This window comes from Klebsiella sp. 1SOBk5mer, assembly GCF_046603115.1.
GTDB lineage: Bacteria > Pseudomonadota > Gammaproteobacteria > Enterobacterales > Enterobacteriaceae > Klebsiella > Klebsiella quasipneumoniae.
In genome coordinates, this window is sequence record NZ_JBKIUU010000012.1 from 35339 (window position 1) to 61385 (window position 26047).

24 protein-coding genes are annotated in these 26047 nt (G+C 59.4%); 14 read left to right on the forward strand and 10 right to left on the reverse strand.

Annotation, left to right across the window (positions count from 1 at the left end):
* Nucleotides 1-174: 174 nt before the first annotated feature.
* From hofQ to ACLH1U_RS21330, 5 genes are read right to left on the reverse strand one after another with little or no spacing between them, the layout of a single operon-like run.
* Nucleotides 175-1416: a DNA uptake porin HofQ gene (gene hofQ, locus ACLH1U_RS21310; RefSeq protein WP_032429004.1), complete on the reverse strand. Its 1242-nt coding sequence runs from the start codon at nucleotides 1414-1416 to the stop codon at nucleotides 175-177.
* Nucleotides 1352-1732 carry a HofP DNA utilization family protein gene (locus tag ACLH1U_RS21315; RefSeq protein ID WP_064154974.1) on the reverse strand — a complete coding sequence of 127 codons (381 nt, stop codon included), beginning with the start codon at nucleotides 1730-1732 and terminating at the stop codon, nucleotides 1352-1354. The genes hofQ and ACLH1U_RS21315 overlap by 65 nt, the downstream gene beginning before the upstream one ends.
* On the reverse strand, nucleotides 1722-2150 hold the full coding sequence (locus tag ACLH1U_RS21320; RefSeq protein WP_411299449.1) for a pilus assembly protein PilO: 429 nt from the start codon (nucleotides 2148-2150) through the stop codon (nucleotides 1722-1724). The genes ACLH1U_RS21315 and ACLH1U_RS21320 overlap by 11 nt, the downstream gene beginning before the upstream one ends.
* Nucleotides 2140-2673, reverse strand: a complete 534-nt coding sequence (locus ACLH1U_RS21325) for a PilN domain-containing protein (RefSeq protein ID WP_411299450.1) — start codon at nucleotides 2671-2673, stop codon at nucleotides 2140-2142. Before ACLH1U_RS21325 ends, ACLH1U_RS21320 begins: the two co-directional genes overlap by 11 nt.
* Nucleotides 2657-3457 (reverse strand): pilus assembly protein, encoded by an 801-nt coding sequence (locus ACLH1U_RS21330; protein ID WP_411299451.1) that lies wholly within the window; start codon nucleotides 3455-3457, stop codon nucleotides 2657-2659. Before ACLH1U_RS21330 ends, ACLH1U_RS21325 begins: the two co-directional genes overlap by 17 nt.
* A gap of 118 nt (nucleotides 3458-3575) precedes the next feature.
* Here ACLH1U_RS21330 and mrcA point away from each other — a divergent pair, with 118 nt between their 5' ends.
* Nucleotides 3576-6134, forward strand: a complete 2559-nt coding sequence (gene mrcA, locus ACLH1U_RS21335; protein ID WP_032454231.1) for a peptidoglycan glycosyltransferase/peptidoglycan DD-transpeptidase MrcA — start codon at nucleotides 3576-3578, stop codon at nucleotides 6132-6134.
* A 53-nt stretch (nucleotides 6135-6187) separates the two neighbouring features.
* On the opposite strand, the gene nudE is transcribed toward mrcA, so the two are convergent.
* The gene (nudE, locus tag ACLH1U_RS21340) at nucleotides 6188-6748 is read right to left on the reverse strand and encodes an ADP compounds hydrolase NudE (protein ID WP_004202164.1); all 561 of its coding nucleotides are present in this window, start codon (nucleotides 6746-6748) and stop codon (nucleotides 6188-6190) included.
* 320 nt (nucleotides 6749-7068) lie between these two features.
* Here nudE and ACLH1U_RS21345 point away from each other — a divergent pair, with 320 nt between their 5' ends.
* The 5 genes from ACLH1U_RS21345 to pckA all read left to right on the forward strand — a co-directional run bounded on the left by ACLH1U_RS21345 (nucleotide 7069) and on the right by pckA (nucleotide 13225).
* Nucleotides 7069-9198 (forward strand): intracellular growth attenuator family protein, encoded by a 2130-nt coding sequence (locus ACLH1U_RS21345; protein ID WP_102002069.1) that lies wholly within the window; start codon nucleotides 7069-7071, stop codon nucleotides 9196-9198.
* Between the two features lie 60 nt (nucleotides 9199-9258).
* On the forward strand, nucleotides 9259-9942 hold the full coding sequence (yrfG, locus tag ACLH1U_RS21350) for a GMP/IMP nucleotidase (protein WP_004202162.1): 684 nt from the start codon (nucleotides 9259-9261) through the stop codon (nucleotides 9940-9942).
* On the forward strand, nucleotides 9939-10340 hold the full coding sequence (gene hslR, locus ACLH1U_RS21355; RefSeq protein WP_023291201.1) for a ribosome-associated heat shock protein Hsp15: 402 nt from the start codon (nucleotides 9939-9941) through the stop codon (nucleotides 10338-10340). The genes yrfG and hslR overlap by 4 nt, the downstream gene beginning before the upstream one ends.
* Before the next feature lie 18 nt (nucleotides 10341-10358).
* Nucleotides 10359-11243: an Hsp33 family molecular chaperone HslO gene (gene hslO, locus ACLH1U_RS21360; RefSeq protein ID WP_017899960.1), complete on the forward strand. Its 885-nt coding sequence runs from the start codon at nucleotides 10359-10361 to the stop codon at nucleotides 11241-11243.
* Between the two features lie 359 nt (nucleotides 11244-11602).
* Nucleotides 11603-13225 carry a phosphoenolpyruvate carboxykinase (ATP) gene (pckA, locus tag ACLH1U_RS21365; protein WP_023291202.1) on the forward strand — a complete coding sequence of 541 codons (1623 nt, stop codon included), beginning with the start codon at nucleotides 11603-11605 and terminating at the stop codon, nucleotides 13223-13225.
* A gap of 77 nt (nucleotides 13226-13302) precedes the next feature.
* Here the strand turns inward: pckA and envZ are convergent, their stop codons facing one another.
* Entirely contained in the window at nucleotides 13303-14658 is a 1356-nt protein-coding gene (gene envZ / locus ACLH1U_RS21370; protein ID WP_032454233.1) for a two-component system sensor histidine kinase EnvZ, read from the reverse strand.
* Entirely contained in the window at nucleotides 14655-15374 is a 720-nt protein-coding gene (gene ompR, locus ACLH1U_RS21375) for a two-component system response regulator OmpR (RefSeq protein ID WP_001157751.1), read from the reverse strand. Before ompR ends, envZ begins: the two co-directional genes overlap by 4 nt.
* 227 nt (nucleotides 15375-15601) lie before the next feature.
* Here ompR and greB point away from each other — a divergent pair, with 227 nt between their 5' ends.
* From greB to feoC, 5 genes are all read left to right on the forward strand, one after another.
* Nucleotides 15602-16075 carry a transcription elongation factor GreB gene (gene greB / locus ACLH1U_RS21380; RefSeq protein ID WP_002920503.1) on the forward strand — a complete coding sequence of 158 codons (474 nt, stop codon included), beginning with the start codon at nucleotides 15602-15604 and terminating at the stop codon, nucleotides 16073-16075.
* 100 nt (nucleotides 16076-16175) lie between these two features.
* Entirely contained in the window at nucleotides 16176-18506 is a 2331-nt protein-coding gene (locus ACLH1U_RS21385; RefSeq protein ID WP_023291204.1) for a Tex family protein, read from the forward strand.
* Between the two features lie 418 nt (nucleotides 18507-18924).
* Nucleotides 18925-19152 (forward strand): ferrous iron transporter A, encoded by a 228-nt coding sequence (gene feoA, locus ACLH1U_RS21390; protein WP_002920506.1) that lies wholly within the window; start codon nucleotides 18925-18927, stop codon nucleotides 19150-19152.
* Between the two features lie 28 nt (nucleotides 19153-19180).
* On the forward strand, nucleotides 19181-21499 hold the full coding sequence (gene feoB, locus ACLH1U_RS21395; protein ID WP_032454235.1) for a Fe(2+) transporter permease subunit FeoB: 2319 nt from the start codon (nucleotides 19181-19183) through the stop codon (nucleotides 21497-21499).
* Between the two features lie 9 nt (nucleotides 21500-21508).
* On the forward strand, nucleotides 21509-21748 hold the full coding sequence (feoC, locus tag ACLH1U_RS21400) for a [Fe-S]-dependent transcriptional repressor FeoC (protein ID WP_023319254.1): 240 nt from the start codon (nucleotides 21509-21511) through the stop codon (nucleotides 21746-21748).
* 86 nt (nucleotides 21749-21834) lie between these two features.
* Here feoC and ACLH1U_RS21405 read toward each other — a convergent pair whose 3' ends face one another.
* Together ACLH1U_RS21405 and bioH are read right to left on the reverse strand one after the other, a co-directional pair.
* Complete coding sequence (locus ACLH1U_RS21405) at nucleotides 21835-22104, reverse strand: YdgH/BhsA/McbA-like domain containing protein (protein ID WP_004202149.1); 270 nt, start codon at nucleotides 22102-22104, stop codon at nucleotides 21835-21837.
* Between the two features lie 120 nt (nucleotides 22105-22224).
* Nucleotides 22225-22998, reverse strand: coding sequence for a pimeloyl-ACP methyl ester esterase BioH (gene bioH, locus ACLH1U_RS21410; protein WP_411299452.1), 774 nt, complete (start codon nucleotides 22996-22998; stop codon nucleotides 22225-22227).
* Nucleotides 22999-23037: 39 nt separating this feature from the next.
* Here bioH and gntX point away from each other — a divergent pair, with 39 nt between their 5' ends.
* The 3 genes from gntX (at nucleotide 23038) to gntT (ending at nucleotide 25999) form a co-directional block, all read left to right on the forward strand.
* Complete coding sequence (gene gntX, locus ACLH1U_RS21415; RefSeq protein ID WP_023291207.1) at nucleotides 23038-23712, forward strand: DNA utilization protein GntX; 675 nt, start codon at nucleotides 23038-23040, stop codon at nucleotides 23710-23712.
* Nucleotides 23713-23770: 58 nt separating this feature from the next.
* Nucleotides 23771-24346 carry a Fe-S biogenesis protein NfuA gene (gene nfuA / locus ACLH1U_RS21420; RefSeq protein ID WP_004202143.1) on the forward strand — a complete coding sequence of 192 codons (576 nt, stop codon included), beginning with the start codon at nucleotides 23771-23773 and terminating at the stop codon, nucleotides 24344-24346.
* Nucleotides 24347-24682: 336 nt separating this feature from the next.
* Nucleotides 24683-25999 (forward strand): gluconate transporter, encoded by a 1317-nt coding sequence (gntT, locus tag ACLH1U_RS21425; RefSeq protein ID WP_008806999.1) that lies wholly within the window; start codon nucleotides 24683-24685, stop codon nucleotides 25997-25999.
* Nucleotides 26000-26047: the final 48 nt, after the last annotated feature.

A 26047-nucleotide genomic window follows, 5' to 3' on the forward strand; every position in this document is an offset into this window, starting at 1 on the left:
CGAGAGTCAGACTAAAAATTATCTCAATACTCCGGCTGGTTTGGCAACTGAATAAAATCGCCGGACAATAAAGGGAGGATTGATGTCGTACCCGACTCTCAAATCGGTACCCCTTGTATGCTAAATCCGTCCTCACGTCAAACACCTGAAACGTGTTTAGCATGAAAAACCTGCTTAACGTACTGCCAGAATCCGTGGCGTAATAAAGACAACCAGTTCACGGCGTTCATTATCTTTCCCGTCGCGGCGAAACAGACGCCCCAGCACCGGGATATCGCCAAGCAGCGGGACGCTGTCGCGGGCGGTTTTGTTTTTCTGCGAAAAGATGCCGCCCAACGCCAGGGTCTCGCCGCTGCGGACTTCCACCAGGGTCTCGATCTCCTGTTTATCAATGGCCAGCGCCTCGCCGTTATCCTGCTTCAGCACCTGACCTGGCGTGTTCTCGCTTATTCGCAGCTTCAACCGCACTCTCCCCTGCTGCAGCACCGTCGGCGTCACCTCCATGCCCAGCACCGCCTCTTTAAACTCCACCGACGTGGCGCCGCTTTCACCGCTGGAGACCTGATAGGGGATCTCGCTCCCCTGCTTGATGCTGGCGGGCTGCATATGGGAGGCGAGCAAACGAGGACTGGCGATAATCTCGACCTGCTGCTTGCGCTCCAGCGCGGAAAGCTCCAGCTCAAGCAAGCGCCCGTTAATTTTGCCGATGTTAAAGCCTGCGCGGGTGCTGGCATCGTTGACCGACACATCGCTGCTTAGGGTGGTGATGTGCCCGGATCCCGGGGTGCTTTCAGCCTCCGCCAGCCGCCACTTCACCCCCAGTTCACGCAGGCTGGTTTCGCTCATCGACACGATATGGGCGGCCAGCTCCACCTGTCCGACCGGCAGATCCATCTCCTGCGCCCAGGCCTTCAGCGCCGGCAGATGCCGCGCATCATCGCGGATCAGCAGCCGATTGGTCCGCTTGTCCGCCATCAGGTTTCCCCGGGCGCTAAGCAACTTACCGCCGCTTTTAGCCAGCTCCTCGGCATCGGCATAGTGCAGCGTCACGCTCTCCGCCAGCAGCGGCAGGTTCTGCAGACGTTTCGCCTGTTCAGCTTCGCGCTGCGCCAGATTGGCTTTTTGCCAGGCCTGCGTATGCGCGTAGATGACCGTCCCCTGCTGTTGCAAAGAGAGGCCTGCGCTATCCGCCACTGCCCGCAGCGCCTGGGTCCAGGGGACCTTCTGCAGGCGCAGGGAGAGCGTGCCGCTGACGTCCGGTGCGACAACGAGGTTCTTATGGTTCATTTCGGCCAGGGCTTGCAGCACCTGGGCCACTGGCGCGTCGTCAACGACCAGCGAAACCGGCTTGTCATTTCGCGCGGCGACCACCGCCAGCGGTAGCAGCAGAAGCAGCAGGCTTATCCATCGCATCATCTTGTTTTCCTTCACGTTGCCAGCGCCACGCTGGCGGTTCACATCCCGGGGGCGTGACGATGTCCAGCTCGCCGGCCGTCAGCCGACTCACCCGCCAGCCCGTGGGCAATTGCTCATCCAGGCGTACCCGTCGCCACATGCCGCTTCCGTCCTGCAAAAACCCCGTCCAGCCTGCGCCATCGCCGGCCGCGCCGCCATAGCGCCATTGCGACAGCTGCGCCGTGCGGCAAGGATCTTCAACCGGCAGGAAAGGATCGCGCCCGGCCGCCAGCAGCGACAGCGGCAACCACAGAAAAATCCAGCATTTACCGCCCATCTTCCGCCTCCAGCTGCAGCCGCATGCGCAGCGCCTGCCCCTCGCGCTCCAGCGAGAACGAACGCGGGTTCATCCCGCAGCGCGCCAGCCATGAGAACAGGGCGGGTACCGTCGGCCAGGAGAGAGTCAGCGCCATCTCACCGCCGCTCCCCTGCGGATGCCAGGCGATTAGCTTCGCGCCGGCGAGCGGAATGGCGATGGGCGAGAACGGCTGCTTGTCGATGCGTTCCCCGGAACTTTCACCGGCGGGGATGCGCAGCGCCATGATCCGCCGCCACTGCGTTTGCAGAGCGCCATCGCGGGACAGCGCCGCCAGCGGCTGGGGGGCATCGCGCCAGAGCGCCACGCTGCCCCCCATCAGCCCCATCGCGAGCAGGATCAACAGCCCCGCCCGGGTGCGCCGGGTGTTAATCCGCATCGGTGCGCGCTCCCGACAGGGTAAAACTGAACCGCCAGCGCCCCTCGGCGTCGCGCTGCGTTCCGCCGGCTTTAGCCGGCGCGAATCCCGCGACGCTGGCCAGAGCAGCCTCCACCCGGGCCAGCGCCTGCAGGTTGAGGGCCAGACCATCCAGCGTCAGGCGCGCCCCCTGGTACTCCAGCCGCGTCAGCCATGCCTGAGCGGGCAGGCCTGCCGCGAGCGCCATTAGTCGGGGTTGCCAGGCGGCGATCGTCGATCTGCGCTGGCGCTGCTCGCGCTGGCGTTGATGCTGCTGCCATGCCTCGCGCATCGCCTGTTCGCGCTGTTTGAGCGAGGCGAGCAACGCTGCGTCGGCTGTCGTGTGGATCCTCGCCAGGGCGTCGCGCTGTAGACCCGCTGTTCGCCCCGCCTGCAGAGTCGTCCCCACCAGCAGCACGATACCGGTGGCTAACAACAGGGCGTAGCGCAGGCGCTGGCGGCGACGCAGGTCACGCCAGGGGAGAAGATTAACGACATACGTCATGGCGCCCGCCTCCCAGCGCCAGCCCAAGGGCAATGGCGTAGCGATCGCCGTCGGCTGGCAGCGGAGGCTGCCGGCGGTGAACCACCTGCCAGACATCAAAACGACTGCCCTCGTCGCCCGCATCAGCGCACAGGCGCAGAGGAACCTGAAGTTGCCCCGCCAGCTGGCTTAAGGATCCTATCGCATCGCAGGCGTCACAGCCCCAGGCCTCCTGGGTCGCCCATAGCCAGTACTTTTCATCCCGCCACGCCAGGCCTTGCTCTGCTGCCGTCACCCAGGGGAAAAAGGCGCCGAGCGCGCTGGCATCCGGTACGATGGCCGCCACCCGCAGCCGCAGCCGCCCTGCCAGCTCCCGCAGAACATTGATATCCAGCCGCTGCGCCGCCGTCACCTGCCAGCCGTCATCCCGCGAGGTGGGCGCATAATCAATACATAGAGAGGAGGCGGGCATCGCCAGCTGTTGGGTCATGGCGCTGGCTATCCACGTCGCCTGTTCCCGCTCTCGCAGGGCGAACTGGGGATAAGGCAGGCGTTTTTGCAGCGTGCGAGCCGCGGGAAAGGCGATACTGATCTGATGCTGCACCGGTAGCTCCCGCCGCCAGTCGGCCAGCCGTGAGCCGAGGGCGCTAACGTCCTCCACCATCCCCTGCCGCACCAGACCTGGCGGCAGCGGAATGCGCCACCAGCGGCGCAGTGCCCAGTGTGAGCGCTCATGCAGTAGCGCGACAATGGCAATGCTATCCTGTTGGATATGCATTCCGATCCGCCAGTTTCTGAAAGCCATGCTTACGATCTCCTTATCCGGCAAAACTGTCCGGCTATATCAATGCACCTGGCTTGCCTTTATACTACCGCGCGTTTGTTTATAAACTGCCCAAATAAAACTAAATGGGAAAACACCGGTGAAGTTCGTAAAGTATCTATTGATCCTTGCAGTCTGTTGCGTACTGCTGGGAGCAGGCTCGATTTTTGGCCTCTACAAATACATAGAGCCGCAACTCCCCGACGTCGCAACCCTGAAGGATGTGCGTTTGCAGATCCCGATGCAGGTCTATAGCGCCGACGGTGAGCTTATTGCGCAGTACGGCGAAAAGCGCCGTATCCCTGTAACGTTGCAGCAAATTCCCCCCGAGCTGGTGAAAGCGTTTATCGCCACCGAAGACAGTCGTTTCTATGAGCATCACGGCGTCGATCCGGTGGGTATTTTCCGCGCCGCCAGCGTGGCGATGTTCTCAGGCCACGCCTCGCAGGGCGCCAGCACCATCACCCAGCAGTTAGCGCGTAACTTCTTCCTCAGCCCCGAGAAGACGTTGATGCGTAAGATTAAAGAGGCCTTTCTGGCCATCCGCATCGAGCAGCTGCTGAACAAAGATGAAATCCTTGAGCTGTATCTGAACAAGATTTACCTCGGCTACCGCGCCTATGGCGTCGGCGCCGCGGCGCAGGTCTATTTTGGCAAACCTATCGACCAGCTGACCCTCAGCGAAATGGCGGTGATTGCCGGTCTGCCGAAAGCCCCGTCCACCTTTAACCCGCTCTATTCGATGGATCGCGCCACAGCCCGTCGCAACGTGGTGCTGTCGCGTATGCTGAGCGAGGGGTACATCACCCAGGCGCAATACGATGAAGCGCGCAGCGAACCCATCGACGCCAGCTACCACGCGCCGAAAATCGCCTTCTCAGCGCCTTATCTGAGCGAAATGGTGCGCCAGGAGATGGTGAATCGCTATGGCGAGCAGGCCTATGAAGATGGCTACCGGGTGTACACCACGATTACCCGCAAAAACCAGCAGGCGGCCCAGCAGGCGGTCCGCAATAACGTGCTGGATTACGATATGCGTCACGGCTACCGCGGCCCGGCCAGCGTGCTGTGGAAGGTCGGCGAAACGCCGTGGGAGGCGAAAAAGATCGTCGACGCCCTGAAGCGCCAGCCTGGCTTAGGCCCGCTTTCTCCTGCGGTGGTCACCTCCGCGAATGCCCAGGAGGCCGTCGCGCTGTTGGCTAACGGCGACTCCGTTTCACTGACGATGGACGGCGTGCGCTGGGCTCGTCGCTTTATCTCCGATACGCAGCAGGGGGCGACTCCGCGTAAAGTCAACGACGTCGTGCAGGCCGGGCAGCAGATCTGGGTTCGCAAAGTGGGTGACAGCTGGTGGCTGTCGCAGGTCCCGGACGTCAACTCGGCGCTGGTCTCCATTAACCCGCAAAACGGCGCGATTATTGCCCTTGTCGGTGGGTTTGACTTTAACCAGAGCAAGTTTAACCGCGCCACCCAGGCGCTGCGCCAGGTCGGCTCCAACATCAAGCCGTTCCTCTACACCGCTGCGATGGATAAAGGCTTAACTCTGGCCAGCATGCTCAACGATGTGCCAATCTCGCGCTGGGACGCCGGGGCCGGCTCCGACTGGCGGCCGAAAAACTCGCCGCCGCAGTATGCCGGTCCGATTCGTTTACGCCAGGGCCTGGGGCAGTCGAAAAACGTGGTAATGGTGCGCGCCATGCGCGCCATGGGCGTTGACTATGCCGCCGAGTACCTGCAGCGCTTTGGTTTCCCGGCGCAAAACATTGTCCACACCGAATCGCTGGCGCTGGGCTCCGCCTCCTTTACGCCTCTGCAGGTCGCCCGCGGGTATTCGGTGATGGCCAACGGCGGCTTCCTGGTCAACCCGTTCTTTATCAGTAAGATTGAGAATGATCAGGGTGGGGTCCTCTTCGAGGAGCGCCCGAAAATCGCCTGCCCGCAGTGTGATTTACCGGTGATTTACGGCGATACGCCAAAATCCAATGTGCTGGAAAACAAAGATGTGGAAGATGTCGCCACCTCGACGGAACCGCAGAATGGCAACGTGCCGCCGCAGCCGCAGCTGGAGCAGGCCAATCAGTCACTGGTGGCGCAGAGCGGCGCCCAGGAATACGCGCCGCATGTGATCAATACCCCGCTGGCCTTCCTGATCAAGAGCGCGCTGAACAGCAACATCTTTGGCGAACCGGGCTGGATGGGAACCGGCTGGCGCGCCGGCCGGGATCTGCAGCGGCATGATATCGGCGGCAAAACCGGAACCACCAACAGCTCGAAGGACGCCTGGTTCTCAGGCTACGGGCCGGGCGTGGTGACCTCGGTTTGGATCGGCTTTGACGATCATCGTCGCGATCTTGGCCGGACCACCGCATCAGGGGCGATTAAAGATCAGATCTCCGGTTACGAAGGCGGCGCCAAAAGCGCCCAACCGGCCTGGGACAGCTTTATGAAGAGCGTGCTGGAAGGCGTTGCGGAAGAGCCGTTAACGCCGCCGCCGGGAATCGTCACGGTGAATATCGATCGCAGCACCGGTCAGCTGGCGAACGGGGGCAACAGCCGGGCGGAATACTTTATTGAGGGTACCCAGCCCACGCAGCAGGCGGTCCATGAGGTGGGCACCACCCTGACGGACGGCGGCGGTGAAACCCACGAGCTGTTCTGACAAAAAAAGCGCCTGCGGGCGCTTTTTTATTGCTGCTTAGCGTGAACGCTCGTTCAGAGTCTCCCCTGGGCCTGCAGCCATTCCCGCACTAAAAACAGCGCGCTGACGTTGCGGGCCTCGTTAAAATCTTCTTCATCCAGCAGCGACATCAGCTGCGCCAGCGGCCAGCGCACCTGCGGCAGCGGCTCGGGCTCATCGCCCGGCAGCGACTCCGGATAGAGATCTTCCGCCACCAGGATATTCATTTTGCTGGAGAAGTAAGAGGGAGCCATACTGAGCTTCTTCAGGAACGTCAGCTTATTGGCGCCGAAGCCAACCTCTTCTTTCAGCTCGCGATTGGCCGCTTCATCCACGGTTTCACCCGGATCAATCAGCCCTTTGGAGAAGCCCAGCTCGTAGGATTCCGTCCCGACGGCATACTCGCGAATCAAAATAATATGATCATCCACAATCGGCACAATCATTACCGCTTCGCGGGTGGAAGGCCGCATACGTTCATAAACACGACGCACACCGTTGCTGAATTCCAGATCGACGCTTTCGACATTAAAGAGGCGCGAACGGGCGACAGTTTCAACATTGAGAATGGTGGGTTTTTGTAATGATTTGCTCATTGTCATCGGTCTATGCTGTGATTAAGCAGTCATTGTGCGATACGCAACACGCTTTCGGCAATCCAAATCGCCACTTATTTACAGAGTTGTAACCTTTTCCCTGCAAAGGTGAAAGTAATAAAGATAAAAAAGTCAATAGCTTGAATTCTGTTTGAGAATTTACCGATTTCTGCGCTTTAACGTTTTTGGTAAGCTTATACACTGCTGCATGACATATTCACTACCCTGCAAGCAGGTGCGCCGCTAACACTGCAGCTTGACGTTAGTCTTCACGTTCACCGACGATTTCGTAAGAAAAATATAACTATGATGGGATGGGCATGGGCACCTTTCTGATATTCCTTACAGCTCTGCTAATCTGCGTATTGCTCATTGGATGGTGGTATCGCACGCACGCCAGACGCCGCCGGCTCCCCCTACTGCACGCCTTTAGCGATGCCACCACGCGGCCGCTCCCTGCCGATGAGCGCCAGGCCATCGAAAAGTATCTTGCCGAACTGAGCCGCGCCCAGCAGGTGCCCGCGTCCGGCGCCACCAGCGCGCCCGTCGCTCTGGCGCTAAACGAACAGAGCGATACCGTCTATGGGTTGACGCGAGCCATCACCCGCTACGGGATCACCACCGACGCGCCGAATAAATGGCGCTATTTTCTCGATTCGGTGGAGGTACATCTGCCGCCGTTCTGGGAACAGCATATCAACGATGAAAACAGCGTTGAGCTGATCCCCACCGACAGCCTGCCGCTGGTTATCACCCTTAACGGTCATACCCTGAGCGACTATCGTCAGGAAGCGCAAAGCTACGCTCTGGAACGCGCCTCGGCCACCCAGGCCTCGATTCGCGGCGAAGAGAGCGAACAGGTAGAGCTGCGGCAGATCCGGCGGGAAAGTCCGGAAGAGCACGCCCTGAATCGCCCGGACGGTCTGCGGGAAGCGATCCTGATCGTCGCCTCTTTCCTGGTCTTTTATTTCAGCCTGATTGGGCCAGCCGTCTTTACCCCGTGGCTGGTAGCCGCCGGTTTGCTGCTGCTCGCCGCCGGCCTGTGGGGGATCTATGCCGCGCCGCGCCGCGCCGCGCTGCGCGAAATCCACTGCCTGCGCGGCGTCCCGAAGCGCTGGGGGCTGTTCGGCGAAAACGATCAGGAACATATCAATAATATCTCGCTGGGCATTATCGATCTCATCTATCCGCGCCACTGGCAGCCCTGGATCGCCCAGGACCTCGGACAGCAGACCGATATTGATATCTATCTCAACCGCCATGTGGCCCGTCAGGGACGCTACTTGTCGCTTCATGATGAAGTGAAAAATTTCCCGCTGCAGTACTGGCTGCGCAGCGCGATTATCGCCGCCGGCGCCCTGGTGGTGGTGATCATGCTATGGGCCAGCGTACCGCTGAATATGCCGTTTAAGTTCACCCTGTCGTGGCTGAAGGGGGCGCAGACGATTGAAGCCACGACCGTCAGCCAGCTGGAAAAGGCCCATGTGCGCATTGGCGATACGCTGCGCCTGACCGGTACCGGGATGTGCAACATCCGCACGCCGGGCAGTTGGACGGCCAAAGAGGATTCGCCGTTCCTGCCTTTCGATTGTTCGCAGATTGTGTGGAACGATGCCCCTCCTCTGCCGCTGCCGGAGTCTGACATTGTCAGCAAAGCGACCGCCCTGATGGAGTCCGTCCAGCGTCAGCTGCACCCGGAAACCGACGACGACTCCCGCGTCAGCCCGGCGCTGCGCTCCGCCATTCAAAAATCTGGCATGGTGCTGCTGGATGATTTCGGCGATATCGTTCAGAAAACTAACGATCTCTGTTCGGCTGCCGATGATTGCCTGCGCCTGAAGAACGCGCTGGTTAATCTCGGCAATACCCGTAACTGGGAGACGTTAACCAAGCGCGCGTCCGCCGGGAAACTGGATGGTGTGAACGTGCTCCTGCGACCAGTCAGCGCCGAGTCGCTGGAGAATCTGGTGACCACCTCAACCGCCCCCTTTGTAATGCGTGAAACCTCGCGAGCGGCGCAGGCGCTCAACAGCCCGGCCCCGGGCGGCTTCCTCATCGCCAGCGACGAGGGCAGCGTGCTGGTCAATCAGCCGTGGCCGGCGGTAAGCCTGTATGATTACCCGGCGCATGAGCAGTGGGGCGAACTGCGGCGGCTGGCCGGTATGCTGATGCATACCCCCTTCCATGCCGAAGGGATCGTCACCAATCTGTTTACTGACGCCAACGGCACCCAGCATATCAACCTGCACCGCATTCCCGACCGCAGCGGCCTGTGGCGCTATCTGGGCATCACCCTGCTGCTGCTGTCGATGGTGGGATGCATGGCTTACCACGGCGTGCAGGCGCTGCGTCGTTATCAACGCCATCGCCAGCGTATGGAAGAGATTCAGAAATATTACGAAAGCTGCCTGAACCCGGTGCTGCTCCCCTCGTCTGACCCGCAAGATTAATTTCCCCGGCGGCAGGGTGTGATACCCTGTCGCCCATTTCCCGCTCGCTGGAGAGTCATCATGCATTTTGATATCGCCTGGCAGGAGGTCGATACCGTTCTGCTGGATATGGACGGCACGCTCCTGGATCTCGCTTTCGATAACTATTTCTGGCAAACGCTGGTGCCGGAAACCTGGGGGGCCGCCCGCGGCCTCAATCTGCAACAGGCGAAAGAGGCCATGCACCAGGAGTATCATGCCGTGCAGCATACGCTAAACTGGTACTGTCTGGATTACTGGAGCGAGCGCCTGGGTTTGGATATTTGTGCGATGACCAGCGAACAGGGTCCGCGCGCCACGCTGCGTGAGGATACCGTGCCGTTCCTTGATGCGCTCAAGGCCAGCGGTAAGCGACGTATTCTGTTGACCAATGCCCATCCCCACAATCTGGCGGTGAAACTCAAACACACCGGCCTGGATGCGCACCTTGATTTATTACTTTCCACCCACACATTTGGTTATCCGAAAGAGGATCAGCGTCTGTGGCGCGCCGTGGCGGAGGAAACCGGCCTTGAGGCGCATAAAACGCTGTTTGTCGACGACAGCGAGGCGATTCTGGATGCCGCGAGGGAGTTTGGCATTCGCTACTGCCTGGGCATTACCAATCCCGACTCCGGGCTGGCGGAAAAGCAGTATCTGCGCCATCCGGGGCTGAATGATTACCGACGACTGATCCCTTCGCTTACCCCGAAGGAGAGGCGATGAAAGAGAAGCCTGCCGAAACCGTCAGACTGGATAAATGGCTTTGGGCCGCCCGCTTTTACAAGACCCGCGCGCTGGCGCGGGAGATGATTGAAGGCGGCAAGGTGCATTACAACGGACAACGCAGCAAACCAGGGAAAATCGTCGAACTGGACGCCATGCTGACGCTGCGTCAGGGCAACGACGAGCGGACGGTGCGCATCGTCGGTATCACCGAGCAGCGCCGCCCGGCAAGCGAAGCCGTCACCCTGTATGAAGAGACGGCGGAGAGTATCGAGAAGCGTGAAAAAATGGCCCTGGCGCGCAAAATGAACGCCCTGACCATGCCGCACCCTGACAGACGTCCGGACAAGAAAGAGCGCCGCGACCTGATGAGATTTAAACACGGCGAGAGTGAGTAACTCGCGCCAGAAAGAGAGATGATTATGACTCAACACGATCAATTACATCGTTATCTGTTTGAAAACTATGCCGTGCGCGGCGAGCTGGTGACGGTGTCGGAAACCCTGGAACAGATACTGGCGAATCACACTTATCCCCAGCCGGTGAAAACGGTGCTGGCGGAGCTGCTGGTCGCCACCAGTCTGCTGACTGCGACCCTGAAGTTTGCCGGCGACATTACCGTGCAGCTGCAGGGCGATGGGCCTTTACAGCTGGCGGTGATCAACGGCAATAACCAGCAGCAGCTGCGCGGCGTCGCGCGCGTGCAGGGCGAGATTGCGGACGATGCGGATCTGAAAGCGATGGTCGGCAACGGTTATCTGGTCATTACCATCTCCCCGGAAGAGGGTGAGCGCTATCAGGGCGTGGTCGGTCTGGAAGGCGATACGCTGGCCGCCTGCCTGGAAGATTACTTCCAGCGTTCAGAGCAGCTGCCGACGCGCCTTATCATCCGCACCGGCGAACATGAAGGCCAGCCGATGGCGGGCGGGATGCTGCTGCAGGTGATGCCGGCCCAGGATGCCCAGACTGCCGACTTTGAGCACCTGGCGACGCTCACCGAGACCATCAAGGCGGAAGAGCTGTTCACCCTGCCGGCGAACGATGTGCTGTGGCGTCTGTACCATGAAGAAGAAGTCACGGTCTACGATCCGCAAAGCGTGGAGTTCAAGTGCACCTGCTCCCGCGAACGCTGCGCCGGCGCGCTGAAGACGCTGCCGGACGAAGAGATAGATAGCATCCTTGCCGACGAAGGCGAGATTGATATGCACTGCGACTACTGCGGTAACCACTATATCTTCAACGCCATGGACATCGCCGAGATCCGTAACAACGCCTCTCCGGCCGACCCGCAGGTCCATTAATCCTCACTTCTTCTTCAGGCGCCGGGCGGCGATGTGGTTTGTCGCCCGGTGCCTGACTTTTATTTATTCACGAGTTGAATCGATTCTCGCTGAAAGAGTTACGTAATTTTATTCCAGGAAAGCGATTACATTCACATTTCAGCAGTTTTTTTAATTACTTTTTAACCATTGAGAAACATCTAACCCCACCATCCGGCCATTTCCTGAGATAATCCACTTCACTTCGTGACAGGAGTCACCGTTTTTTTCGTCATTCTGCGGAATGTCGAGATACGTAAATCTATGAGCCTGGTCGCGGTCAATACCCGGTAATAAACCCTACAATTTACAGCAGTACATCTTGGCTAAGGAGCAGTGACATGCGCGTTAATCATGGTTTAACCCCGCAGGATCTCAAGGCTTATGGTATCAATGACGTTCAGGATATCGTCCACAACCCCAGCTACGACATGTTGTTTCAGGAAGAGCTCGACCCCAACCTGGAAGGCTACGAACGTGGCGTATTAACCAGTCTGGGTGCTATCGCCGTCGACACGGGCATTTTTACCGGTCGTTCTCCGAAAGATAAGTACCTCGTGCGCGACGACACCACCCGCGATACCGTCTGGTGGTCCGATAAAGGCAAGGGTAAAAACGACAACAAGCCGCTTTCGCAGGAAACCTGGCAGCATCTGAAAGGGCTGGTGACACAGCAGCTGTCCGGTAAACGCCTGTTTATCGTCGACGCCTTCTGCGGCGCTAACGCCGATACCCGTCTCAGCGTACGTTTCATTACCGAAGTGGCCTGGCAGGCGCACTTCGTGAAGAACATGTTCATTCGCCCGAGCGACGAAGAGCTGGCGGAATTCGCGCCGGACTTCATCGTGATGAACGGCGCGAAGTGCACCAACCCGCAGTGGAAAGAGCAGGGCCTGAACTCGGAAAACTTCATCGCTTTCAACCTCACCGAGCGCATTCAGCTGATCGGCGGCACCTGGTACGGTGGCGAAATGAAGAAAGGGATGTTCTCGATCATGAACTACCTGCTGCCGCTGAAGGGCATCGCCTCCATGCACTGTTCTGCCAACGTCGGCGAGAAAGGCGATGTCGCCATTTTCTTCGGCCTCTCAGGCACCGGCAAAACCACCCTTTCCACCGATCCGAAACGCCGCCTGATTGGCGATGACGAACATGGCTGGGATGACGATGGGGTGTTTAACTTCGAAGGGGGCTGCTACGCCAAGACCATCAAGCTCTCTGAAGCGGCCGAGCCGGATATCTATCACGCCATCCGCCGCAACGCCCTGCTGGAAAACGTGGTGGTGCGCGCCGACGGCACGATCGATTTCGATGACGGTTCAAAAACCGAAAACACCCGCGTCTCCTACCCCATCGACCATATCGATAATATCGTCAAACCGGTCTCCAAAGCGGGTCACGCCACCAAAGTGATCTTCCTGACGGCCGATGCGTTCGGCGTACTGCCGCCGGTCTCCCGCCTGACCGCCGATCAGACGCAGTACCATTTCCTGTCCGGGTTTACCGCCAAACTGGCCGGCACCGAGCGCGGCGTGACCGAACCCACGCCAACCTTCTCCGCCTGCTTCGGCGCCGCCTTCCTGTCGCTGCATCCGACGCAGTACGCCGAAGTGCTGGTCAAACGTATGCAGGCGGCTGGCGCGCAGGCTTATCTGGTCAATACCGGCTGGAACGGCACCGGCAAGCGCATCTCGATTAAAGATACCCGCGCCATCATCGACGCCATCCTCAATGGCTCGCTGGACAACGCGGAGACCTTTACCCTGCCGATGTTTAATCTGCAGATCCCGACGGCGCTCCCGGGCGTGGATACCCAGATCCTCGATCCGCGCAGCACCTATGGTTCCCCGGAGCAGTGGCAGGAAAAAGCCGACCAGCTGGCGAAGCTGTTTATTGAGAACTTTGAGAAGTATACCGATACGCCAGCGGGCGCCGCGCTGGTGGCGGCAGGGCCGCAGCGCTAACGGACGCAGAGAGGAAAAAGCCGGGCTTGCCCGGCTTTTTATTGCGCAACGTTTTGACCAGCCAACCGCGGGCGCGATCAGCTCTCTTTGGTCGGTTTCATCGGCGTCAGCACCCGGTGCACCGGCAGCCAGGCGCGGATCAGTAACCCGCCGCGTTCGCTGGAGCCAATCTCCAGCCGGCCGTTGTGATTGTCGATAATACGCTGAACAATCGCCAACCCCAGCCCGGTTCCGCTGGTGCTGCGGGCGCTGTCGCCGCGCACAAACGGCTGAAACAGGTGCTCCCGCTGCTCAGGTTTAATCCCCGGTCCGTCATCTTCAACCTGGAACCACGCCCGGCTCGCTTCGCTGCCGCTGCTGACCTTGATCCAGCCATTGCCATAGCGGGCCGCGTTGACCACCATATTCGCCAGCGCGCGCTTGATAGACAGAGGATGCATGCGTACCGGAATTTCGCCGGCCTGCAGGGCGGTGGCGATCTCCCGCTCATAGCCGCTCTCCGCAGCGATCACTTCCCCCAGCACCGCATTCAGATCCGCCAGTTCCAGCGGCATCTCCTGCCCGGTGCGCAGGTAGTCGATAAACTGCTCGATGATGGCATTGCACTCTTCGATATCTTTGTTGATCGACTCCGCGAGATAGCCGTCCTGCTCGCCCATCATCTCGGTGGCCAGACGAATGCGGGTCAGCGGAGTACGTAAATCATGGCTGACCCCGGCCATCAGCAGCGTACGGTCGTCGGCCAGCTGCTTCACGCCCGCGGCCATGTGGTTGAAGGCGCGGGTCACCGATCGCACCTCAGAGGCGCCGTACTCGCGCAGCGGCGGCGGGATAATGCCGCGCCCGACCTGCAGCGCCGCATGCTCCAGATCCACCAGCGGGCGGTTCTGAATACGGATAAACAGCCAGGCGCCGCCTATCGCCAGCAGCATGATCGCCAGGGTATAGCGGAACAGCGGCGAGAAGTCGCCCTGATGGATCTCGGTCAGCGGCACCCGCACCCAGATATTGGGCGACAGCCAGGTCTTCAGCCACACCACGGGGGAGCTTTTATTGACCTCCACCCGCACCTCAGTGGGGCCGCCAAGCTGATGAGCCATCTGCTGGCTCAAGAATTCATAATGCTGCGCCCAGCGCAGGCCTGCGTCTTCCGCCGCTTCATTGGAATAGAGCGAAATCCCCAGCTCGCGATAAATTTCACGACGAAACGCCGGGGGCACCACCAGTTGGGTGCCATCCTCCAGCTGCAGCTTATCGGTCATCAGCATACGCACTTCGTAGGCCAATACTTTATTAAACTGCTGGAGGCTCGGCAGGATCGCGAAATTCAGTACCACCAGATAGGTCGTCACCAGGCTGACGAACAGCAAGGTGACGATCAGGAGCAGCGTGCGAGCAAAGGAGCTGCGCGGCGAAAAGCGCACGCGTTTCATGCCTTAGAACCGTCCGGGACGAAGACGTAGCCCAGACCCCAGACGGTCTGGATATAGCGCGGATGCGCCGGGTCCTCTTCCACCATGCGGCGCAGGCGGGAGATCTGTACGTCGATGGAACGCTCCATCGCAGAGTATTCGCGGCCGCGAGCGAGGTTCATTAACTTATCGCGCGACAGCGGCTCACGAGGATGGCTCACCAGCGCCTTCAGGACCGCGAACTCGCCGCTGGTCAACGGCATCGGCTCGTCTTCACGGAACATTTCGCGGGTGCCCAGGTTCAGTTTGAATTTACCAAAGGCGATAACCGCCTCTTCCTGCGACGGCGCGCCCGGCAGCTCGTTCGCCTGACGGCGCAGCACCGCCCGGATGCGGGCCAGCAGTTCGCGCGGGTTGAACGGCTTCGGAATATAGTCGTCAGCCCCGATCTCCAGGCCCACTATCCGATCGACCTCTTCGCCTTTCGCCGTCACCATAATGATCGGCATCGGGTTGCTCTGGCTGCGCAGACGGCGGCAAATCGAGAGACCATCTTCCCCGGGCAGCATCAGATCCAGCACCATCAGGTGGAAGGATTCGCGGGTTAACAGACGATCCATCTGTTCGGCGTTCGCCACGCTACGAACCTGGAAGCCCTGCTCGGTCAGATAACGTTCGAGCAGCGCACGCAGGCGCATGTCGTCATCCACAACCAGAATCTTATAATTCTCTTGCATTGTTTGTACTCCCAAAGGTTCACTGCAATAGTCAGTGCGTATTCTCAAAAAAGCCCGGCGCGCTCACCAGCTAAATCTGGTATACATTCCAGGCTAAATTGTTACAAAGCATATTTAACAGCAGGTTAAGTATACATTTAATCATAAGACACAGTATTTATCCTGTCGGTATTATTGCGCGCTACAAATTGTGCGCAACGACAGACTGTCAGAAGGTTGAACTCACGATGAAAACGCCGCTGATCACCCGCGAGGGATATGAAAAACTGAAGCAGGAGATGGACTACCTGTGGCGCCAGGAGCGCCCGGAAGTGACCAAAAAGGTGACCTGGGCCGCCAGCCTTGGCGACCGCAGCGAGAACGCGGATTACCAGTACAACAAAAAGCGCCTGCGCGAGATCGATCGCCGGGTCCGCTATCTGACCAAATGTCTGGAACAGTTAAAGATCGTCGATTACTCCCCGCAGCAGGAGGGCAAAGTCTTCTTCGGCGCCTGGGTAGAAATTGAAAACGATGAAGGCGATATCAAGCGCTTTCGCATCGTCGGTTACGATGAAATTTTTGGCCGCAAAGACTATATCTCCATCGACTCGCCGATGGCGCGCGCGCTGTTAAAAAAAGAGGTCGGCGATCTGGCCATCGTTAACACGCCGGCGGGGGAAGCCAGCTGGTATGTCAACGAGATCGAATACGTAAAATAGACAAGAACTTTCCGAGAGACGCCGGGCGCGGCTGGCATTTTCAGCCGCCAGTCCGTATAACTAGTCCCTGTTTTTTGACCCTAAAGATGAATTAAAAGCCATGATGAATGATTCGCTCTGCCGCATTATTGCGGGTGAACTTCAGGCCAGAGCCGAACAGGTAGAAGCTGCCGTTCGCCTGCTTGATGAAGGGAACACCGTGCCGTTTATTGCACGATATCGTAAAGAAGTCACCGGCGGTCTGGATGACACGCAGCTGCGTAATCTGGAAACCCGCCTCGGCTACCTGCGCGAACTCGAAGACCGTCGTCAGGCGATCCTCAAATCCATCGCTGAACAGGGCAAACTGACCGACGCGCTGGAAAAAGCCATCAATACCACGCTCAGCAAAACCGAACTGGAAGACCTCTACCTGCCGTACAAGCCGAAGCGCCGTACCCGCGGACAGATCGCCATCGAAGCCGGGCTGGAGCCGCTGGCTGACCTGCTGTGGAACGAACCGTCCCACGATCCGGAAACGGAAGCCGCAAAATATATTGACGCCGATAAAGGCGTGGCCGACAGCAAAGCGGCGCTGGATGGCGCGCGCTATATTCTGATGGAGCGTTTTGCCGAAGACGCCGCGCTGCTGGCGAAGGTCCGTGACTATCTGTGGAAAAACGCCCACCTGGTCTCCACCGTCGTCAGCGGCAAAGAAGAGGAAGGCGCCAAATTCCGCGACTACTTCGATCACCACGAACCGATCGCCGCCGTGCCGTCGCATCGCGCGCTGGCGATGTTCCGCGGCCGCAACGAAGGCGTCCTGCAGCTCTCTTTAAACGCCGACCCGCAGTTTGACGAGCCGCCGAAAGAGAGCCACGGCGAGCAGATTATTATCGACCACCTGGGCCTGCGCCTGAACAACGCCCCGGCGGACAGCTGGCGTAAAGGCGTCGTCAGCTGGACCTGGCGGATCAAAGTCCTGATGCACCTCGAAACCGAGCTGATGGGCACCGTGCGCGAGCGCGCCGAAGACGAAGCCATTAACGTCTTCGCCCGCAACCTGCACGACCTGCTGATGGCCGCGCCCGCCGGGCTGCGCGCCACCATGGGCCTTGACCCGGGCCTGCGCACCGGGGTGAAAGTGGCCGTGGTTGACGGTACCGGCAAACTGGTGGCGACGGACACCATTTACCCCCACACCGGCCAGGCCGCCAAAGCGGCCGTCGCCGTCGCCGCGCTGTGTGAGAAGTACAACGTTGAGCTGGTGGCCATCGGCAACGGTACCGCCTCGCGTGAAACCGAGCGTTTCTTCCTCGACGTGCAGAAGCAGTTCCCGAAGGTCACCGCCCAGAAGGTGATCGTCAGCGAAGCCGGGGCTTCCGTTTACTCCGCCTCCGAGCTGGCGGCGCAGGAGTTCCCGGACCTCGACGTGTCGCTGCGCGGCGCGGTCTCCATCGCCCGCCGTCTGCAGGATCCTCTGGCCGAGCTGGTGAAAATCGACCCGAAATCCATCGGCGTCGGTCAGTATCAGCATGATGTCAGCCAGACCCAGCTGGCGCGTAAGCTGGACGCGGTGGTGGAAGACTGCGTGAACGCCGTCGGCGTTGACCTGAACACCGCCTCCGTGCCGCTGCTGACCCGCGTTGCCGGCCTGACCCGCATGATGGCGCAGAACATCGTCGCCTGGCGCGACGAGAATGGCCAGTTCCAGAACCGTCAGCAGCTGCTGAAGGTCAGCCGTCTGGGGCCGAAAGCCTTTGAACAGTGCGCCGGCTTCCTGCGTATCAACCACGGCGACAACCCGCTGGACGCCTCCACCGTTCACCCGGAAGCCTATCCGGTGGTCGAGCGCATTCTGGCGGCGACTCAGCAGGCGCTGAAAGATCTGATGGGCAACAGCAGCGAGCTACGGAACCTGAAAGCCGTCGATTTCACCGATGAGAAGTTCGGCGTGCCGACGGTTTCCGACATTATCAAAGAGCTGGAAAAACCGGGCCGCGACCCGCGTCCTGAGTTCAAAACCGCTCAGTTCGCCGACGGCGTGGAGACTATGAACGACCTGCTGCCGGGGATGATCCTCGAAGGCGCGGTGACTAACGTCACCAACTTCGGCGCGTTTGTTGATATCGGCGTTCACCAGGACGGCCTGGTGCATATCTCTTCCCTTTCGAACAAGTTCGTTGAAGACCCGCATACGGTGGTGAAAGCGGGCGACATCGTGAAGGTCAAGGTCATGGAAGTCGATCTGCCGCGTAAGCGTATCGCCCTGACCATGCGTCTCGACGAGCAGCCGGGCGACAGCAACGCCCGCCGCGGCGGCGGTCAGGATCGCCCGCAGGGCAATCGCCCGGCCGCGAAAGCCGCCAAACCCCGCGGTCGCGACGCGCAGCCTGCCGGCAACAGCGCGATGATGGATGCCCTCGCCGCGGCGATGGGTAAAAAACGCTAATCCCTCCCTGCCCCTTTTCAGGGGCAGTTTTCCTTTTCATTGTCACTGACCTATAGCCGCCTTTTCGCGCAAATGGCTCTCAGTTATTTCTGATAACCTGCATTTATTCCGCGCCGGGCAGATAGCGAAATTAATATTTTCATTTCGTTAACTTAAGAAACCTTAATTAAACATTAGAGCGACGAAATAATATTTCGCATATTTTCGATCACTGGCGGACTTTGCGGCATATCAATAAAAAGGTGAATTTCACTTTAAAAATGGCATAAAGCGCATCATATGTATTGATGATAAAAACCATTCTCATTATCATCGCTTGCAGAATGTTTTTTCTTTTTCGTTGGCTACGGTCCCCGGCGCAACTGCCTCCAGGCGTCCGGAAAATTCTTCTTCGGTTAGCGATAGACAAGTAGGCCCTATGCAATTCACACCTGATAGTGCGTGGAAAATTACCGGATTTTCCCGCGATATTAGCCCAGCATACCGTCAGAAATTGCTCTCCCTCGGCATGCTGCCCGGATCCTCTTTTCATGTGGTGCGCGTGGCGCCGCTCGGCGATCCTGTTCATATTGAAACCCGACGCGTCAGTCTGGTATTACGCAAAAAAGATCTCGCCTTAATCGAACTGGAAGCGGTTGCACAATAACGGCTGACCCGGCACAAGAGTTTGAAATATGAAAAAATTAACCGTTGGTTTAATTGGTAATCCTAATTCCGGCAAGACTACCCTGTTTAATCAGCTGACCGGCGCCCGCCAGCGCGTGGGCAACTGGGCCGGGGTCACCGTTGAGCGTAAAGAGGGCGTGTTCGCCACCACTGACCACCAGGTCACGCTGGTCGACCTCCCGGGAACCTACTCTCTGACCACCATCTCTTCGCAAACCTCGCTGGACGAGCAGATCGCCTGCCACTACATCCTCAGCGGCGACGCCGACATGCTGATTAACGTGGTCGACGCCTCCAACCTCGAGCGAAACCTCTATTTGACGCTGCAGCTGCTCGAGCTGGGGATCCCCTGCGTCGTGGCGCTGAACATGCTGGATATTGCCGAAAAGCAGCAGGTGCGTATCGATATCGATGCCCTCGCCGCACGCCTTGGCTGCCCGGTCATTCCGCTGGTTTCGACCCGCGGACGCGGGATCGAAGCGCTGAAGATTGCCCTCGACCGTCATCAGGCGAACAGCGATATCGAGCTGGTCCACTATCCACAGCCGCTGCTGCGCGAAGCCGACCTGCTGGCGCAGCAGATGTCAGCGCAGATCCCGGCCCGGCAGCGGCGCTGGCTCGGTCTGCAGATGCTGGAGGGCGACATCTACAGCCGGGCCTATGCCGGCGACGCCGCCGATAAACTGGATATCGCCCTGGCGAATCTCAGCGACGAGATCGACGACCCGGCTCTGCATATCGCTGACGCGCGCTATCAGACCATCGCCGCCATTTGCGACGCCGTCAGTAACACCCTGACCGCCGAGCCAAGCCGCTTCACCGCGGCGATGGACAAAGTGATCCTCAACCGCTTCCTCGGGTTGCCGATTTTTCTCTTTGTTATGTACCTGATGTTCCTGCTGGCCATCAACATCGGCGGCGCGCTGCAGCCGATTTTCGACGCCGGCTCGGTCGCGGTCTTTATTCACGGTATTCAATGGCTGGGTTACACCCTGCACTTCCCGGACTGGCTGACCGTCTTCCTCGCCCAGGGGATCGGCGGCGGTATCAACACCGTACTGCCGCTGGTGCCGCAGATCGGCATGATGTATCTGTTCCTCTCCTTCCTCGAGGACTCCGGCTACATGGCGCGCGCCGCCTTTGTCATGGACCGCCTGATGCAAGCTCTCGGCCTGCCGGGGAAATCCTTTGTCCCGTTGATTGTCGGTTTCGGCTGCAACGTGCCGTCGGTGATGGGCGCCCGCACCCTCGACGCCCCGCGCGAACGTCTGATGACCATTATGATGGCGCCGTTTATGTCCTGCGGCGCGCGGCTGGCGATCTTCGCCGTCTTCGCGGCCGCCTTCTTTGGTCAGAACGGCGCGCTGGCGGTCTTCTCGCTCTACGTGCTGGGCATTGTGATGGCCATTCTCACCGGCCTGATGCTGAAGCACACCATTATGCGCGGCGAAGCCTCGCCGTTCGTGATGGAGCTGCCGGTGTACCACGTCCCGCATATTAAGAGCCTGATTATCCAGACCTGGCAGCGCCTGAAAGGCTTTGTGCTGCGCGCCGGGAAGGTGATCGTCATTGTCAGCATCTTCCTCAGCGCGCTGAACAGCTTCTCGCTGAGCGGTAAGGTCGTCGACAACATCAACGACTCCGCGCTGGCCTCGGTGAGCCGGGTCATCACTCCGCTGTTTAAGCCGATCGGCGTGCATGAAGATAACTGGCAGGCCACCGTGGGCCTGTTTACCGGCGCAATGGCGAAGGAGGTGGTGGTCGGTACGCTGAACACCCTTTATACCGCCGAAGATATCCAGAACGAGGAGTTCAATCCGCAGACCTTCAGCCTCGGCGAGGAACTGCTGGCCGCCGTCGACGAAACATGGCAGGGACTGAAAGACACCTTCAGCCTCAGCGTCCTGGCCAACCCCATCGAAGCCAGCAAAGGTGATGGCGAAATGGCCACCGGCGCGATGGGCGTGATGGGCAGTAAATTTGGCAGTGCCGCGGCGGCTTACAGCTACCTGATCTTCGTTCTTCTCTATATCCCCTGCATCTCGGTGATGGGGGCCATCGCCCGCGAATCGAGCCGCGGCTGGATGACCTTCTCCATTCTGTGGGGACTGAATATCGCCTATTCGCTCTCGACGCTCTACTACCAGACCGTCAGCTTTAGCGACCATCCGCGCTACAGCCTGGTGTGTATCCTGGCGGTGATATTGTTCAACGTGGTGCTCTTCGGTCTGCTGCGTCGGGCGCGCAGCCGGGTTGACGTCTCGCTGCTGGCCACCCGGAAAACGCCGGCCTCCTGCTGTTCCAGCCCGGCTGGCGATTGCCACTAAGGAGGATCTGTGGCGTCGTTAATGGAAGTCCGCGATATGCTGGCCCTGCAGGGCCGCATGGAGGCGAAACAGCTCAGCGCCCGCCTGCAGACGCCTCAGCCGCTGATTGACGCCATGCTCGAACGCATGGAAGCCATGGGTAAGGTGGTACGGATCAGCGAAACCAGCGAGGGCTGTCTCTCCGGCAGCTGTAAAAGCTGTCCTGAAGGGAAAGCGGCGTGCCAGCAGGAGTGGTGGGCGCTGCGATGAAGGGAGTAAGGCCTGCCAGCGCCACGGGATAAAACGAGTGCGACAGCAGGGAAAAACGGGCCAGCAGGCCCGTTTTTATGACTGGATTATTTATACACGTCAGCGTTAGCGTGAACGGTTTTTTCGTTTTTCTGCCCGGCAATCACCACAAAGTATTTTCCACCCAGCTCATCGGCTTTTTTCGACAGATCGCGTCGGGCGTCCATCGGCGAGGTCGTCCTTGAGGTCGTGATGCTGCCGACCTTGGTCAGATTCATCTTCGCCACGTCCTCTTTTTGGATCTCTTTCGCTGCGAATGCGCCAAAAGACAGACAGCCAATCACCAGAGATGCAACCATTCCTGTAACAAGTTTCATAGCCTCTACTCTCCATTAGGTTGTTATTTTAGATCACGGTGGCGGAATGAAATAATCAACCACCGTAACAACCTAAGTATTGCTGTGAATGGCCCTTTTACCATGGCGCGGCAAAAAAAATTACCCCAGCCGTTTTTTCAACGCCAGCAGCGGCTCGCAGAAGGCCGCGGGATGGGAAACAAACGGCGCATGCGCTGCCTTGTCAAAGAGAATGGACTCACTATCCGGCCATAGCTTATCCAGCAGCGGGACAATCTTACGCGGCACCAGCCCGTCCAGCCGACCGTACAGCCGCAGAAACGGCATCGGCAGTCCGACCAGCGCCTGACGCAGATCGACGGTTCTGAGGATCTCCAGACCGCCGTTCAGCGCCTCAGCGGAAGGCATCGGCAGCGAGAGCACCGCCTGCTTTAACGCCCGCGCATCCTGACGAGCGCTCTCCGTTCCCATGGTTTGCAGGGCGAGGAACCGCTCGACGGTACGCTGGAAATCCTCGCTCAGCTGCTGCTGAAATCCGGCCAGCACCTCCGGCTTGATGCCCGACCAGTCCTCATGGGCCGCGAAACAGGGGGAAGAGGCGACCGTTACCAGCGCCTGCACCCGTTGCGGGCACCTTATCGCTATCTGGCTGGCCACCAGCCCGCCCAGGCTCCAGCCCAGCCACACCGCCTGAGGCGGAGCCTGCTCCAGCACCCGCTGCGCCATCGCCTCCAGCGACATCGCCCCAAACCCGCCGCTACGGCCATAGCCCGGCAGGTCCACCAGGTGAAGGGTAAAATGCGAAGCCAGCTGCGGCGTGATGCAATCCCAGACCTGAGCGTTCAGCCCCCAGCCGTGCAGCAGCACAAGATGACAATCACCTTCGCCGATTGTTTGCCACCAGATGTCGTTCATCCGTTACCGTTCTCTTTTTTACTGGACAGAAGGCCAAATATGCTAACAGCACACAGCTTATGCTGGCTATGCCAAATGCCGCTGGCGGTCGCCCGCTGGGGGATCTGCTCTCGCTGCAGCCGCGCCCTGCTCGCCTGCCCCCCGCTCTGCCCGCAATGCGGCCTGCCGTCGGCAATGTCCCGGCATCCCTGCGGCCGCTGCCTGCAAAAGCCGCCTCCCTGGCATCGGATGGTGGCGGTCAATGACTATCGTCCGCCGCTGAGCGATCTGGTGCGGCAGCTGAAGTTTCACCATCGTCCGGAACTGGGCCCCGCCCTGGCGCGCCTGCTGCTGCTGCGCCTTAAACAGCGTGACGATTTGCCGCCGGTAGACGCGCTGGTCGGCGTGCCGCTGGGGCATCGCCGCCGCTGGCGCCGGGGTTATAATCAGTGCGATGAGCTGTGCCGACCGTTAGCCCGCTGGCGTGGGTGCGTCTGGCGTCGCGACGGCCTGACGCGCCAGCGAGCGGGCGCCGTGCAGCATTCGCTTAATGCCCGCCTGCGCAGGCAGAACCTGAAAAATGCCTTTCAGCTTGAATTTGCCGTGCAGGGACTCCATATCGCTCTGGTGGATGATGTCGTCACGACCGGCAGCACCGTCGCCGAGATATCCCGCCTGCTTTTGCGAAACGGCGCCGCGACGGTTCAGGTATGGTGTGTATGCCGTACCTTGTAGACCCCCGCTGATGGGCGTATTATAACCCAGTAAAATAGTCAACTATTAGGCCAACGCTATGATCCGTATTTCCGATGCTGCACAAGCGCACTTTGCCAAACTGCTGGCAAATCAGGAAGAAGGGACGCAAATTCGCGTATTTGTGATTAATCCCGGCACCCCAAACGCTGAGTGCGGCGTATCCTACTGCCCACCGGATGCGGTGGAAGACACCGACACGGCGCTGAAATTTGAACAGCTGACCGCCTATGTCGATGAGCTCAGCGCGCCCTATCTGGAAGACGCTGAAATTGATTTCGTCACCGACCAGCTTGGCTCGCAGCTGACCCTGAAAGCGCCGAACGCCAAAATGCGCAAAGTCGCTGACGATGCCCCGCTGATGGAGCGCGTCGAGTACCTGCTGCAGTCGCAGATTAACCCGCAGCTGGCCGGGCACGGCGGCCGCGTGTCGCTGATGGAGATCACCGACGACGGTCTGGCTATCCTGCAGTTCGGCGGCGGATGCAACGGCTGCTCGATGGTCGACGTGACCCTGAAAGAAGGTATTGAAAAACAGCTGCTGAACGAGTTTCCGGAGTTGAAAGGGGTTCGCGATCTGACCGAGCACCAGCGCGGCGAGCACTCCTACTACTAAGCCTTCCCTCCGGCGGCAGCCTGTCGCCGGCTCTCCTTTCTCCTTTCTGTGTTACCGCGCAACATCTCCCGCTAAACGACCGGCAAAAACCGGGGAAAGAGTATGACTTAAGTCTCATATTTAACATTTTCCCCCGCCAGGTGATTCTCAACCCTCACATGTTACCCGTATCATCCCCTTCAGGCGCCACCGGCAAAAAAATAGCCAGCTATCCTTTCTCTGGGTAAGGATAATGCAAGCGTTTACGGTGCCAGACTATTTTGCTCCCTGACGGAGCGAATGTTGTAAAGGTTGAAACTTTGACGTTACCCATAACAAATTAAGGCCAGGTAAATCATGCCATTAATCATCGTTGCTATCGGGGTTGCCCTGTTATTGCTGTTAATGATCCGTTTCAAAATGAACGGCTTCATTGCGCTGGTTCTGGTGGCGCTCGCCGTCGGATTAATGCAGGGTATGCCGCTGGATAAAGTGATCGTCTCCATCAAGAACGGCGTCGGCGGTACCCTTGGCAGCCTCGCGCTGATCATGGGCTTCGGCGCTATGCTCGGTAAGCTGCTGGCAGACTGCGGCGGCGCTCAGCGTATCGCCACCACGCTTATCAATAAATTCGGTAAGAAGCATATTCAATGGGCCGTGGTCCTGACCGGCTTCACCGTCGGTTTCGCCCTGTTCTATGAGGTGGGCTTCGTGCTGATGCTGCCGCTGGTGTTTACCATCGCCGCCTCGGCCCGTATTCCGCTGCTGTACGTCGGCGTACCGATGGCCGCCGCGCTCTCCGTCACCCATGGCTTCCTGCCGCCGCACCCGGGTCCGACCGCGATCGCCACCATCTTCCACGCCGATATGGGTAAAACGCTGCTCTACGGCACCATTCTGGCTATCCCGACGGTTATTCTCGCCGGCCCGGTTTTCGCCCGTTTCCTGAAAGGCATTGATAAGCCGATCCCGGAAGGCCTGCATAACCCGAAAGTGTTCACTGAAGAAGAGATGCCTGGCTTTGGCGTCAGCGTCTGGACCTCGCTGGTTCCGGTGATCCTGATGGCGATGCGCGCCGTTGCCGAGATGATCCTGCCGAAGGGCCACGCCTTCCTGCCGATTGCCGAGTTCTTCGGCGACCCGGTCATGGCCACCCTGATTGCGGTACTGATCGCCCTGTTCACCTTCGGTTTGAACCGCGGCCGCTCCATGGAGCAGATCAACGATACCCTGACCTCTTCGATTAAAATCATCGCCATGATGCTGTTGATCATCGGCGGCGGCGGCGCCTTCAAACAGGTGCTGGTGGATAGCGGCATGGATAAATATATCGCTTCTATCATGCATGAATCGAATATGTCTCCGCTGTTTATGGCCTGGTCCATCGCCGCGGTGCTGCGTATCGCGCTGGGTTCGGCGACCGTTGCCGCCATCACCGCGGGCGGGATCGCCGCGCCGCTGATCGCCACCACCGGCGTCAGCCCGGAGCTGATGGTTATCGCGGTCGGCTCCGGCAGCGTTATCTTCTCCCACGTGAACGATCCGGGCTTCTGGCTGTTCAAAGAGTACTTTAACTTGACCATCGGCGAGACCATCAGGTCCTGGTCGGTGCTGGAAACCATTATCTCGGTCTGCGGCCTGGTAGGCTGTCTGCTGCTGGGGATGGTGGTGTAAGGTTACTCCCGCCATAGAAAAAGGCCGGTCCGCATCATGCGGACCGGC